The sequence below is a fragment of the Novipirellula sp. genome (assembly GCF_041583735.1).
GTDB lineage: Bacteria > Planctomycetota > Planctomycetia > Pirellulales > Pirellulaceae > Novipirellula.
This window is the reverse complement of record NZ_JBFHFD010000211.1, coordinates 1-13,183: the sequence shown is the minus strand read 5'-3', so window position 1 is coordinate 13,183 and position 13,183 is coordinate 1. Positions and strand designations below refer to the sequence as shown.

Sequence of the window (13,183 nt, the reverse complement as noted above, 5' to 3'; positions counted from 1 at the left end):
GATTTGTTACTGCAACATCCCGGGTCGAGTTCGCAGCATGACCAATATCGCCGCATAGATTATCGCAAGGAAACGATTCGCGTTTCGGAGCAATTTCGCCGTGACAAGGGATCGCGTTTTTTACTGATTGCGAATCAAAAGACCGACGTCAACGACATCGAAAAATGGACGCAACTTGCCGACTATTTCGGTAGCGGTTTGGATGTGTGGGACGTTTCCTACTATGGTTTTCTGGACCTGGTCCGCAAGATCGAAGCCGATAAATCGATGCTCGAGATGTGGCGTGGCATGACGATCATCATTCCCAACAACTACTACCAAACCCCAATCGGAAAAAAGACGGCATTTGAGCAACTTGCCAAGTCACAGTTTTTGGTGGCTGCTGCGGATTTCGACATCAATTTCTATATCGTGGGTGATTCACGCAGCGGGGGCGCCGCGGCACTGCAGGCCTACCTCATCCCGATCAACCGCAGCAAAACCGCCAGCCAAATTAAAACTCAGCGAGCTTTTCTGAAACAAATCAATCGTTGGAATCAATATGTCCAGCGGACTGGCGACGTGGTCGGCGGAATCACATCCGGCGCCGATGCGATTGCCGATGCCTCACTCGGCGCGGTGCACGAATTCGAGATTCAAAAAAGAACATTCCTGTTTCAACCCAAACCGATATGGCTCGAGCAAGAAGCCGTCCGGCTTCAGAGCAAATTGCGAGCACAGGATCCACTGCACCGCTGGGTCATCGTCTATCGCAACGACACCGGCGATACCGACACGTCATGGGGATTTTTTCGCAAACGAAAAATCGGCAGACTCGAAGCACGGCGTTCGCTCGATTCGAGCAAAGGGTCCGCAGTCCTGTTCGAAGTCGACTCGATCGATATCATCGGTGACGACTTTATTAACAGCGAGGCGAACAAGCATGGTATTTTTCTAACACTGAAATTCGAAGACAAGGTGGATCGTTTTATCCGCTTGGTCAGCGAGCGGACCTTTCCCCGGTTTCGCGAAAACTACATCGACCGTCCGCTGACCGCCGACGAGATCCAGCAGATCGGCGGCGCCTTGATCGATTCGATTGTGGTTGATCTGTTCAACGAGCAGCAAATCGCTCGCGATGCAAAAACGTGGGGCACCAACAGCGTCAAATCACTGATGCCGAAGTTGAATTATCTGGCCGAGCGTTCGCTGAATTATGGATTGACGTATCGTCAGATGCAGGAAAATGAAGCGTCGATCTCACTGCTGTTTCAATTGCTGGCCAACATTCGCTATATCGCAAAACAGTCACGCACGATCTGGGACTATCCCGTCTTTCCCACCGCGTTATTCAAACGAAGTCGAGCTGTCACACGACACATGCTCAATCGTGCCGACCAGATCATCGCGAATCTGTTCGGGCCCAAACTCAGTTGGTGGGATAAATGGAGTTCTGCGGGCGACGATTACGATCCGTTTGGAACTCAAAAAAACGCTGCTCCCAAAGGGATCGCTCGCAAAGCGGCCATCGAAGCAATCGACAAGTGGGAAGCGGGACTGCGAACGCACAAAATACCGCTAACGCAATTTGAACGCGCTCAACATCATCCCGGTTTAACTTACGATCCCGAACTGCTGAGGGCCGAGGATCGCGTGGTTTCCGGTACGGTTTACGATCAATGGGTACAGAACGAAAGAGCGTTGGAAATGCAGCGGGCGGAAACCGAATACGCGGTCGCTAAACAGCGCAGCGAATTCCTAGTCCCCTTGGTGACCGGATCCACGATGCAGCTTGAAACACCGACCCAACAAACGCAGCAATAACGTTGCCAACAAATCACGGCTGAAATCCCCGTCTTCCTTTTCTCGCGTGATTTACCGTATGCTTTTGCTTGACCTCGCCCCCGCTTCGAACTTACCACTTTTTTAATCCACAGGAGAAACACGGTCGTGAACGAATCCATCGCGCAACGTGTGGCAGAGTTACGAACCGAGATCCGCCGTTTGGATCACATGTATTATGTCGAAGCCACTCCTGCGGTCACCGACCTTCAGTACGACCGATTGCTCGAAGAACTTAGGCAACTCGAAACCGAACATCCCGAATTCGCCTCGGCCGACTCACCAACCCAACGCGTGGGTGACGCACCGGTCCCGCACTTGGTCCAAGTCGCTCATTCGGTTCCGATGTTGTCAATCGACAACACTTACAGCCGCGAAGAACTGAAGGCGTATTTTGACCGTACCGAAAAAACGCTCGGCGAGCCGATCCAGTGGGTGATGGAATTTAAAATCGACGGCGTCGCAGCCTCGATTCGGTACGAGCAAGGCAATATGGCTGTCGCACTGACCCGTGGCAACGGACAAGTCGGCGACGATATTACTCACAACGCACGCACCATCCGCGATGTACCGCTGCGTTTGGTCGGTGAATCGCCGCCGGAGGTGCTGGAGGTTCGCGGCGAAGTCTATATGACGAATGCGGATTTGGCGGACCTAAATCTACGACAAACCGAGGCGGGTTCCGAGCCTTACAAAAACACGCGCAACGTCACCGCCGGGACGATTCGGTTGCTCGATCCGGCCGTCGCCGCCGAACGCAAACTCCGCTTTTTCTGTCACGGTATCGGCGAAACGACCGGGCTGCGGGCTAAAAACCATATTGAATTTTTGGACGAAGTCGGCAAGCTTGGTATTCCGCCGACCCCCGAAGTCCAGGTGTTTAAAAACTCCGCTGACGCACTGAAGGCCGTTGCGGTGTTTGAAGAGGAGATGCCCGATTTGCCCTTCGAAGTGGACGGCATCGTTTTCAAAGTCAATCGCTTTGACCAACGTGAACGGTTGGGGATTCGCAGCAAGAGTCCACGGTGGGTAATCGCGTATAAATTCGAACGTTACGAAGCGGTCACGGTGCTCGAATCGATCAGCGTCCAAGTCGGCAAGACCGGAGCGATCACTCCGGTGGCTCATCTAAAACCAGTCGATATCGCTGACACGACGGTGTCGCGAGCGTCGCTTCATAACGCCGACGAAATCGAGCGACTGGATGTCCGCGAAGGTGATGTCGTCGTCGTGGAAAAGGCCGGCAAAATCATTCCCAAAGTCGTCCGTGTCGAAAAACACGAACGCAAAACCGAGCATCCTCCGTTTCAATTCCCGACGCATTGTCCTGTTTGCAACACCGAATTGGTGCGTGACGACGGGGGCGTTTATATTCGTTGCCCTAGTCCCGAATGTCCCGCGCAATTACGTCAACGGTTGATCTATTTCGGCAGTCGTCCAGGAATGGACATCGATGGACTCGGAGACGAGTTGGTCGATTTGCTGGTGCAGCGCGGCATCGTATCCAGTTACGCCGATCTGTATCGATTAACCGTCGCGGAGCTTGCCGATGTCAATTGGCTAAAACAACGTAAAGGCAAAGACGGCAAAATGATTGACGTCCAAGTCGGCAAAAAGAATGCGGAAAATCTGGTCGCTGGGGTCGAGGCCAGCCGGACTCGGGGGCTAGCCCGCGTGCTCGCGTCGATTTCAATCCGGCACGTCGGACCGCGAGTCGCTCAGCTGATCACGCGGCATTACCCGACGATCGAGCAACTACAATCCGCATCCATCGAAGACCTCGCATCGATTCATGAAATCGGTGACGCGATCGCCAAGAGCATGCACCAGTTTCTGCACAGCGACTATGGCATGAAAGTCTTCGCCGAGCTTGCCGAAGTGGGTGTCAAACTGAGTGAAGATGTCACGGCACGAAGTGGCGGTCCGCTCGAAGGCAAAACGCTGGTGGTCACCGGAACGCTACAGCAATTCAATCGCGACGAAATCAAAGGTCTAATTGAAAAACTCGGTGGTCGTGCATCGAGCAGTATCAGCAAAAAGACCGACTTCTTGGTCGCTGGTGAAAAGGCAGGCAGCAAGTTGGCAAAGGCCGAGTCGCTGGGGGTGAAGGTTTTGACGGAAGCCGATTTCAAAGCGCTGATCGAAGAATGACAATGCGTCTCTAAATGCAAGTTTGATCGACACTTTTCGCTCTACGCGAGCAAAATTCGCTCGTTCTCAGGCTCCAGTTTAGGAATGCACTGCCTCCGAGGCTCCCGCCTCGTCATTCCCGCTTATTCTCGCACGGCATGCGGGAGCCTGGGAACCAGAGGAAATGCTGCGCCGCTAAAACTTTGGTGTTGTCGTGATTCTTAGTTGAGCTGGTTTTCTGTCACCTCTCCCCCGACTTCGTCGGTGGAGAGGTAACTGCACTGTAGGCTGGAAAGAAAAACTCACTACTAAGATCCGACGTCGATACCAACGTTTTAGCAGTCCAGGGGTAACGGTCTCTGAAAAGTATCGATCTTTTTGGCCGAGCCGCCATTGCGAGCTGAAATGCGGGTAGTGTTTGCAATCGCAGCCTTCGCCGACAATACTTTGATGCCTCGGCTTTGTCTGAAAATACGAAGCACTTCCCGATGAATCACGCCCTTACCCTTTGCCTGCACAACCTCGTCACCGAGAGAGTTAATGAGACCTTTGATTACGACGATGTTTAGTTTGCTGCTTTTTGTGGCCACGGTTCCTGCGATGGGCGTGGACGTCTTCGTCACCCAGGACGGCGCAGGACGAATGGACGGCAGTAGTTGGCAGCATGCGATCTCGGGCGATTCGCTGAAAACCGCAGTCGACGACCGTCTAAACCCTGGTGACCGATTGCTGATTGGAAGTGGCGTTTACCGCGATGCAACGATCACGATCACCCAAGGAGGCGAGCCAGAGCGACCGAAACAAATTGTGGGCGTTGATCGGGGCGAAGGATTGCCGGTGCTACAAGGCACTTGGAATGCCGACGCGCCGAACAAAGGTGCCACTGCCGTTCGGATTGCCGCCGGTGTTGGCTATGTCGGCCTGAAAGACTTGCGGATCGATGGCTACGTGACCGGCGTGTCCATTGCGAAAGCAAGTAAGGGAAAGGACAGTGCCCATCTTTTGTTTGAAGACGTCGATATCCGTCACGCTCGCTATGGATTCTATGTCGCGGACAGTGACGACTTACGATTTGTCGACTGTGATTTGACTCGCTACACCAAACATGGCTTCCGTTTCGAACAGGGATGCGACCGAGTGGAATTGTTGCGATGCACTGCCGATTGTTCCGAAGGCGACGAGTCGTGGGAGAAAAAAACGGAGTTGCTGCCGTTCGGTTTTACCGTCAACAACGGCGACTCGCCCAATCGAGAATTCTTCTTTAATCAATGTGTGGCCCGTAACAACATGATGCCACTGCAAAAGGGAAAATATAAAAACGGAGACGGATTTGTCGTCGAGGGTAGTGCTGAGAACGTCCGTTTCTACCAATGCCGTGCCATTCGCAACCAAGACGCCGGTTTTGATTTGAAGGTGGAAGACGTCAGGTTGTTGGGCTGTGTCGCAGTCAACAACAAACGCAATTTCCGTGTTTGGTCCACCGGCGTGTTGGCGAATTGTTTCGCGGGTGGCGGAGTGCTGGGATTGTGGTGCAATGGAGGCCCCGTATTGGCACAGCGATGTACTTTCTTCGGCTCACGCAGTGCCGCGGTGCAAACCGACGACCGCGCCAAGTTACCCGTCACCGTTCGTGATTGCATTATCGCGGACACAACGCAGGCATTTCGTAAAACGTCGCGTGGACCGATCGCCGCGGAAGCAACGATCATTTCAGACGCTGCCGGTTCGGTTGACGACCCACAATTCGTCGATCCTACCGAGAACTGGGACGGAACCGGTCCCGCTTTTAATAGCCGCCGATATCCAGACAAAGGCTACCACAGCGATCTTAAAACGATGGCCGATCTAAGTAAAAAATGATCCAGCAACCAGTCCGCGAGACATCCACATACCGTAGTGGATCTTGCTAAAGATCCCCATGCGCCGCAGGATGCATCAGTATGGCCGTCGCGGGATGTCGCGAGTGACGTTCGTTGAATCGCTGAACAGCGACGAAACTCTTGACGAGTTCCGCTACCGAGGACAGCTCGGCTACTTTGACTTCGCTTTTGGCTCTTTAGGGTCTTTCGATTTACCCTTCGTTTTTAGCTCGTCGATGTCGATCGAAACTTCCTTCGCGGCGACGGCCGATCTCTCGTACAGGAAAACGGACAGCATCGCTTCTTTCTTGCCTGGCTGTTTGACGACGACACGAGCGGTTGGCATTGCCGAATCGGTTGCAAAAATCTCGCCTTCAAAGTCGGCATCACTTTTTAGTTGAGCAATCGCTTGTTGCACGAGTCCGTCTGCGATATGACGCCCTTGGATCGCCGTTCGCCGTGCATCGACGCGGGCGATCGCAAGTTTACTTGACCTCAATATCGCGATTGCCGACATCGACAACACCGCCGCGGCAAGCGTACACAGCAACAATGCCGAACCCATCCGTCTTCGTGCTCTCTTGAACGGCTGCAACCGGTTTGACATGTTCATTTCCCCGCCTTTTTCGGTTCGATAATTTGCGGAGGGAAGACGACCGTCGACGTTTCGACGACCTTTCGATTATCAGTTGTGTTCCGTCCAACCAGCTCGAGTTCGAGTCCCACGGTTTTGCTTGACGGTTTGGGCTGGACGATCGTGCGAATCGTAAAATCCAGAATATTTTCGGCGAGCACGACATCTGTTGATTTGCCATCGCTCATGACTAATTGATTGTCCGAACGAAAAACCTTGACGATTGCGGCATCACGTCGCTGCAAAGTCAAACTCGAAGCGTTCATGCTCACGACCGTTCCATCGTCAATCGTTTGCGATAACCAAGTCAGAGTATGCTGCAGTTCTTCGGCCGTTGACCCGTCTGACTGGGCAGTTGCCATCGAACGTGCCGAAGCACGGATCACTCCAGCGATCGGAACGAACAGAATCGCGACGAGCCCCGTGCATGCGATCACTTCGATCAAACTGATTCCGTGACGACGCGTTTTTTGGTTGCAATACGTGCTCATGGTTCGCCCCAATGCGATTGCAGCTGTTCCACCGGCTCGTCTTCATCCACACGGCCATTGCGATTGCGGTCCTGCCAAACTTGCGTTGCAATCGTCAACAACTTCGACAACTTGGCGGTCGAATCACGTTGGACCAGCACTCCGGCGGCAAGTTGCTGGCCGTCTTCGGTCACAATCGTTGACCGTTCCGAAGTCGACATTGGACGTGCCCATGCCTTCGCAAACGCCACCTGGTCCGAAAGCAAAATCTTTCGTTGTTGCAGCAACTGATCTGCCTCGAACAACATCGATTTATGCAGCTTCAATCGGCGATGCATTTTTTGGGATCGGGTCAACAAATGAAGCGACGGAATCAGCAGAACCGAAAGCAACATCGATCCGATGACGACGTCCAGCAACGTTGCCCCGCGACGTGGTTTCGCTTGCGGCTTCCTCTCGATTCGCATCATACGTGTCCTGGTCAAGGCACTTGGAATTGGACTTTGCCGGTGGTCGGTGACACGCGAACGTCGCCACTGACACCGCCTTGGATGATCCGCCAACGAAGGTCGCGGTTGGCGGTTCCCAATGGCGAAAAAAGAATTTCGGATGGCGATCCCTCGACGGTGACCTCCGGTCCCAGCTCGAACCACGTCACCCTTTCATCGCGAATCGGCCCAGCGACTTCGGTGATCTGCAACATCGCTTGACCGTCTTTGCGAATTCGCTCGACTCGGACGTCGGCTTGATTGGTGATCGACGTGTTGCGGGCCATCGTCAACGCTTCTGCAACGTGATGGATCACACCGGTTACGCTCCGCTGGGTTGACCAACGCGGCCGTAACACGAATGAGCTTGCCACCGCAGATGCGCTTAGCAACACGACCACCATGACCGCTTCGATCAAAGTGACGCCGTTTCGTTTCGATTTTGGGACCATGATCGACACCTAAAGCGTCGGGACATAAAAATGGGTCGGCGCGGAGGTGCAAACGATCTCTCGCTCGCAGCGTCTCCTCGACGACCCTAAATATTGTGCGAATGCGTTACGGCGTGATTCGCCATGAACGATTCGCTTGGCCTGGATCGCAGCCAGCTCCACCTGGAGACTGGCTACGCCTGATTTAGCGTTTGGTGAACGTACCGGTCGCACGTGCATAGGTGTAATTACGACGGATTGCCGTGATGCGTGTTTGTTCGGCCGGAGTCGTATTGGCAAGGTAACCGCCCGTAACCAGGTCGTTGACACTGCGGGGGAACGCGCCCGTTTCGAGGAAGTAGGTTTGTGCCATACTGTTTAGCGTCGCGACTTCTTGTTCAGACAACTTTTGATCGCTCTTCGCTCGCATCGGCGCGACCGTGGCTACGGTGGCAGCGGCCACGACTGCGAGGATCACAACTGCGGCGATCACTTCAAGCAGCGAAAAGCCGTTCTTTTTATTTCGTTTCATCTGAGTATATACTCCGTGTGTGGACTTTAGATTGCAGGTGGCCAGACAAGAGAGCTATTCTCGTCTACCTAAACCTAGGTCAGAAATCGAAACACGATCCCGTTGGAGCCGAGAAATGCCTAAATTGTTTCAGAGCGTGAGTCCACTTGATGACACGATCCTCTTTGACGGCCTCGAATCGACGCCCAAGCAAATCGAGCTAGCGATCGCAACGGCACGGCAATCCGCGATACTTTGGCACCGTACCCCGCTTTCTCAACGGATACAAATCGCACGCAACTATGCAAAACACTTGAGCGACCATCGTGAAGAAATTCGCGAACTCATTACAAACGAAGTCGGCAAATTGCCTTGGGATGCCGACGCGGAAGTCGGCGCTGCGATCGGCAAAATCGATCTAAGCATCACAGCCCTCCACGAACGACGCAGCAAAACGGTCATTGAATCCGGCAATCTGGCTCGCGTCGTTCGCTATCATCCGCTAGGTGTCGCATTGGTTTTGGGACCGTTTAATTTTCCACTTCATTTGCCTGGAGGCCAGATCGTGCCGGCGCTACTGTCCGGCAACACGATTGTTTTCAAACCGAGCGACCAAGCCACAGCGGTCGGGCAATGGATGATCGATGCATGGCGGCAAGCGGGACTTCCCGATGGCGTGATGCAGATGATCCAAGGAGGCGTCGAGGTTGCCGTCAACGCAATTGACTCGCCGCTAATCAATGCGGTTTTGCTGACCGGCAGCCGCGCAGCGGGCCGCGCCATTCATCGCCAATTAGCAGGTCGCCCCGACGTCTTGTTGGCCTTGGAACTCGGCGGAAACAATCCCGTCGTCGTCAGCGACTCGATCCCATCCAAAACGGTTGCTGACATCGTGACTTTTTCGGCTTTCGTCTCCGCCGGCCAACGCTGTTCATGCGCCCGACGTGCCTTGTTTATCGAGAACTCGCACAGCGAAGCTCACATCGATGCGGTCACTGAGCGAACACAATCGCTGGTCGTCGGATTACCTCACGACGAGACAACACCTCAGGTCGGACCGTTGATCTCAGCCCTTGCCGCCAAACAATTACGCAAGACCTATGACGCCTTGTTAGCAAACGGCTGCCGCGTGGTCGTGCCTTGGAAAGTCAATTCGCGTCGCGAGAACTTGGTACATCCGGCGATTGTCGATGCAACGCAATGCACTGACGCTCAGCTCGCGGCGATCGGCGAACTCGAATGGTTCGGCCCGCTGCTGGTGATCCAGCGAGTCGCTGATTTTAATGCGGCGGTCGCAGCTGCAACGAACACGCCCTATGGTTTAGCCGCCACGCTACTCGGTGGCACCACCAGCATGTTTGAAAACTTTGTCGACAGCGTCGGCGCCGGAGTGGTCAACTGGAACCGGCCCACGACCGGAGCCGCAGGCAGTTTGCCGTTTGGTGGCTTGGGCGACAGCGGCAACCATCGTCCGGCGGGTTATCACGCGATCGATTTCTGTAGCGATCCGGTAGCCTCGCTTCAATCCCCAACCGAAACCGAATCCTTCGCCACGCTCGATCCTTGGGACGTCGCCAAGTAAAAGATCCGACCGCACCAAAATCTCAAGCACCCCGCGGCCGGTTGAACTGCCAGCCGCATCGCCAGGCACGCCCCCGATCCAATTTGAAATTTACAATTGTCAATTTTACTTTTTCAAACTCCGATCCCCCGTCGCCATTGTGGAGGAGCCCGATAGAATCCGAACCATGGAATTCGATTGGCAGACGATCAACGCGAAGATCGACGGGCGTTTTGCGCCAAAGCAGATCGAGCGCCAATATGGTATCGTTCTGATTGACAAACGCTAGCTCGCGAGGAATGCTGTAAGGGTTGAAGACCGAAGATTCTCCTTTCATCCACTATAAGGTTACAGCTCCAAGCGTGGCCGAGTCATCAGGGTACTTGATTGTCGGCCTGTGTTCGATCAAGGTTTTCACCCAAAACCCACTTAAGCGGAGTGTGGTTGAGGAGCTGACACCAAAAAAATGACGCAGTCGAATCGGTGCGAATGAGCTGCACGGTCGATGGTTTGATCGCGACTCTGATAGTCCGATGCAGTGGCGTGCGTTGGTTCTGTCAACACTTAAAATCACTGGAGGTCCCCGCCGCTGTGAAGCGGACGTCAGGATTCTTTCTCACTACATTTCCGGCAAAAACATGTGGGGCAAAAAGATGTGTCACGTGTAAAAAGAGTTCAGCGTTGCGATCGCTCCAAATCAAATGTCTATTTTTTTACCATCCATTTTTTTGCCGCCGAGACGATTAGCACTGCCGTATTGAGCCGCAGGTCGCAGACGAAACCGAGTCGCGGGTCATGCATCCGAGGACGGCTGGCGGAGTCGGACTAAGTTTTCCTACCTAGACATGAACGAAGCGTATACCCCACCGCATCACCCCACTGTCTCATTCATGGCATCCGCAAGGCGTCCGCTTGACACACTTTGTTTCGTCATCAACTTCACATTTACCACTCTCTTTTTGATCGTATGCGTTATCTCGATTGCTGCTGCCGATAACCCTTTCGCCTTCATCGGTGGCTTTATGTTGGTACTGCCAGTATCCTGCTACGCGATCGCCGAATGGTTCTGCTGGTACCGAAAACGCCACGAGCTTACTCGTACGCTTGGCATACTGAATCTATTGCTTGCTGCGTTTTTTGTGTTTGGGCTTGTGACGACTGTCGGCGAAGTATTGATGGCCGAGGAACCGACGGATCTCTGGTTCATCCTGATCTTTGGGACTGGCTTTGCGATCATCGCGGGATACCTTGCTTGGTGTGGATGGCGACGCGTTCGCTCGATCCCGGGTGTCGCGGACGCCATGCAAAACGACGAGTAACGATCCGCATGACATGAGCAGCGAACGTGTGCATTCTCAGACGAGAGATTGACGACCGCCCCCACATCACTAGCGATATCCAGTTGAGATGAGTCCAAACAGTACGAGGATCCCGGGCACGTCGCTGCAACTCTGCGGATTGACGCAGCGGTTCAACACGAAAAAAGTGCGTGAACGGATCGTGGAGTGTTGCAACGAAACGACCATCTACGATCGGTTGTTCCGTGAACGACTAGCGGAAAGGCCTTACACGACGGACGACGCAAGGGACTTCATTCAGTGGGCTGCGGCCGGATGGAGCAGCCATCGGTATTACGTGTTTATCGTAAACGGTCCCGACGGCCTTCCCTGTGCTAGTTGTGACTTGAAAACCGCAACTCGAATCGATGACGAAATCGGATACTGGCGTTCCCAGAGAGTTGCAGGGTCGATGACGATGATTGTTCGGCAAATGTTGTTGGTGGCATCGAAGAACGGATTTTCTGGTTTCCACGCACGCGTCGCACGCGACAACCTCGGCTCCATCGCGGTTCTCGAACGTCTGGATTTCGTGCTGTCGGATCGCCACGACGTAAACGGACGTCTCGTGTTCACTCGACGAGCACGCGAATCTCAATCGACGTAGACGCGGTGTCACCCCAAGTAAATGTCAGTGGCAACCGGTTCAACTGTTATGCCACGGATGTTTTCAGTCGCTTCCGACTGACCAATTCGTTTGCAACAAATTGAATTGCGACTCGATCACGGGTCGGGTACGATGACTTACGAACGTGATTATCCGGGTCGCGTTCATCCCTGCAACCGCCGCGAACCATGTAATGGTGCCGGAAGCTGCAGGATCGTTTTGGGAAGTGACAAATCCCCACCCGTTCCCGGCTACATATTTTGTTAGCCCAGCAAGAACTAAAACACCTGACGCTTCCCGTATGAACTCGCTGCGACATACAAATGGCCTTCGACTACTGTGGTCTGCATCCTTGCTGACAGTGTCGCTTGCTGGATTTAGCTTTCCCTGGACCTCCCGTTTCTACCTCGCTCCGTTTGGATATTCGGCGTTTGCCCCCTGGTTGTTCATTCCGCTTTTTCTCGCTTCGTTTCACGTATTTGCTCATTGCGCTGCTGCAGAACTTGGCTGGCAGATACCGCAGCGTTGGGGCAAGCGAGTCCACCCCATCTTGCTATGCTTGCTCGTTTGTTTGCTTTTGCCTGCTCCTCCCGCAACCAAACTAGGGTTGGGGCTTGCCATCGCTGTTACCGCGGCCTGCATAATGTGGGCTGCGTATGCCCTTCGCACCGAAAGGAATTCACAGGTCATACTCCCCAAAAAGCAAACCGAGTAAACTTCCATCTGCACTGGAGCGGCAGAGTCGTATTTTCACGATTGAGAATTTATTATCGCCGCCCCGTAATCGGTTGCGTCGCCGGTCTCAGGTCAACACTGCTGCCTGAAGGATACGCTCGGCAAGCAGCTCATTTGAATTCGCCTGTGTTTCATTCGCCTTTCCGTTTTTCCGGCCTGATTGGTGCGAGACCGGTTCGGCAAACAGGAGAAACACAGTTACTCAACGCAGGGCAGCTCCCTTGCACAGCGTCATCGTTGCGATTAACGCAGAGCAGTGTCCTCAATATGCTGGAACCGTCATGGGTCCCTCATCAACACCAACCTTTACTCGCTGCCGCGTTGTTCCAGCCATCGCTGCCTATTTTCTAACCTGTGATTTTTTAACCTTTCCTCACCAGTGCCCCACCGTGTGATGGCATGACGAAGCATCGCGTCGTATTAGCCAGTGAACCAGCTAAGCACGCGACAATCGTCGTTACCGATGGATGCCTTCGCGGATCGAGGAACAAGAGAGACAGAAAAATCGTTGCGACAGAAAAGATGGAAAGACGTGACGCCGGATGATTGAACCGGGAACGAGCCCTGTTCATTCACGGGCAAATTTGCAGAGGCGTGAT

11 protein-coding genes are annotated in these 13,183 nt (G+C 53.8%); 6 read left to right on the top strand and 5 right to left on the bottom strand.

Annotated elements, in window-relative coordinates; genetic code table 11:
* The 3 genes from ABX962_RS16705 to ABX962_RS16695 form a co-directional block, all read left to right on the top strand.
* Window positions 1-1,803: hypothetical protein (locus ABX962_RS16705; RefSeq protein ID WP_372721180.1), on the top strand; the 1,803-nt coding region annotated here is incomplete at its 5' end.
* Window positions 1,804-1,929: 126 nt separating this feature from the next.
* The gene (gene ligA / locus ABX962_RS16700) at window positions 1,930-3,972 is read left to right on the top strand and encodes an NAD-dependent DNA ligase LigA (protein WP_372721179.1); all 2,043 of its coding nucleotides are present in this window, start codon (window positions 1,930-1,932) and stop codon (window positions 3,970-3,972) included.
* A gap of 519 nt (window positions 3,973-4,491) precedes the next feature.
* Entirely contained in the window at window positions 4,492-5,811 is a 1,320-nt protein-coding gene (locus ABX962_RS16695) for a right-handed parallel beta-helix repeat-containing protein (RefSeq protein ID WP_372721178.1), read from the top strand.
* Window positions 5,812-5,982: 171 nt separating this feature from the next.
* On the opposite strand, the gene ABX962_RS16690 is transcribed toward ABX962_RS16695, so the two are convergent.
* From ABX962_RS16690 to ABX962_RS16670, 5 genes are all read right to left on the bottom strand, one after another.
* Entirely contained in the window at window positions 5,983-6,417 is a 435-nt protein-coding gene (locus tag ABX962_RS16690; protein WP_372721177.1) for a hypothetical protein, read from the bottom strand.
* A gap of 2 nt (window positions 6,418-6,419) precedes the next feature.
* Entirely contained in the window at window positions 6,420-6,935 is a 516-nt protein-coding gene (locus ABX962_RS16685; RefSeq protein ID WP_372721176.1) for a hypothetical protein, read from the bottom strand.
* Window positions 6,932-7,399 (bottom strand): hypothetical protein, encoded by a 468-nt coding sequence (locus ABX962_RS16680; RefSeq protein ID WP_372721175.1) that lies wholly within the window; start codon window positions 7,397-7,399, stop codon window positions 6,932-6,934. Before ABX962_RS16680 ends, ABX962_RS16685 begins: the two co-directional genes overlap by 4 nt.
* Window positions 7,396-7,854 carry a Tfp pilus assembly protein FimT/FimU gene (locus ABX962_RS16675; RefSeq protein ID WP_372721174.1) on the bottom strand — a complete coding sequence of 153 codons (459 nt, stop codon included), beginning with the start codon at window positions 7,852-7,854 and terminating at the stop codon, window positions 7,396-7,398. Before ABX962_RS16675 ends, ABX962_RS16680 begins: the two co-directional genes overlap by 4 nt.
* Window positions 7,855-8,038: 184 nt before the next feature.
* Window positions 8,039-8,365: a prepilin-type N-terminal cleavage/methylation domain-containing protein gene (locus tag ABX962_RS16670; RefSeq protein ID WP_339940406.1), complete on the bottom strand. Its 327-nt coding sequence runs from the start codon at window positions 8,363-8,365 to the stop codon at window positions 8,039-8,041.
* A 115-nt stretch (window positions 8,366-8,480) separates the two neighbouring features.
* Here ABX962_RS16670 and ABX962_RS16665 point away from each other — a divergent pair, with 115 nt between their 5' ends.
* The 3 genes from ABX962_RS16665 to ABX962_RS16655 all read left to right on the top strand — a co-directional run bounded on the left by ABX962_RS16665 (window position 8,481) and on the right by ABX962_RS16655 (window position 11,849).
* Window positions 8,481-9,926 (top strand): aldehyde dehydrogenase family protein, encoded by a 1,446-nt coding sequence (locus ABX962_RS16665; protein WP_372721173.1) that lies wholly within the window; start codon window positions 8,481-8,483, stop codon window positions 9,924-9,926.
* Between the two features lie 824 nt (window positions 9,927-10,750).
* Window positions 10,751-11,224, top strand: coding sequence for a hypothetical protein (locus tag ABX962_RS16660; RefSeq protein ID WP_372721172.1), 474 nt, complete (start codon window positions 10,751-10,753; stop codon window positions 11,222-11,224).
* An 88-nt stretch (window positions 11,225-11,312) separates the two neighbouring features.
* Window positions 11,313-11,849, top strand: a complete 537-nt coding sequence (locus ABX962_RS16655) for a GNAT family N-acetyltransferase (RefSeq protein ID WP_372721171.1) — start codon at window positions 11,313-11,315, stop codon at window positions 11,847-11,849.
* Window positions 11,850-13,183: the final 1,334 nt, after the last annotated feature.

Excerpts from the sequence above, each read along its gene's own strand:
- ABX962_RS16660 (WP_372721172.1), top strand. The coding sequence starts at position 10,751 with ATGAACGAAGCGTATACCCCACCGCATCACCCCACTGTCTCATTCATG.
- ABX962_RS16665 (WP_372721173.1), top strand. The coding sequence starts at position 8,481 with ATGCCTAAATTGTTTCAGAGCGTGAGTCCACTTGATGACACGATCCTC.
- ABX962_RS16695 (WP_372721178.1), top strand. The coding sequence starts at position 4,492 with ATGAGACCTTTGATTACGACGATGTTTAGTTTGCTGCTTTTTGTGGCC.
- ABX962_RS16685 (WP_372721176.1), bottom strand. The coding sequence starts at position 6,935 with ATGAGCACGTATTGCAACCAAAAAACGCGTCGTCACGGAATCAGTTTG.
- ABX962_RS16675 (WP_372721174.1), bottom strand. The coding sequence starts at position 7,854 with ATGGTCCCAAAATCGAAACGAAACGGCGTCACTTTGATCGAAGCGGTC.
- ABX962_RS16655 (WP_372721171.1), top strand. The coding sequence starts at position 11,313 with ATGAGTCCAAACAGTACGAGGATCCCGGGCACGTCGCTGCAACTCTGC.
- ABX962_RS16690 (WP_372721177.1), bottom strand. The coding sequence starts at position 6,417 with ATGTCAAACCGGTTGCAGCCGTTCAAGAGAGCACGAAGACGGATGGGT.
- ABX962_RS16670 (WP_339940406.1), bottom strand. The coding sequence starts at position 8,365 with ATGAAACGAAATAAAAAGAACGGCTTTTCGCTGCTTGAAGTGATCGCC.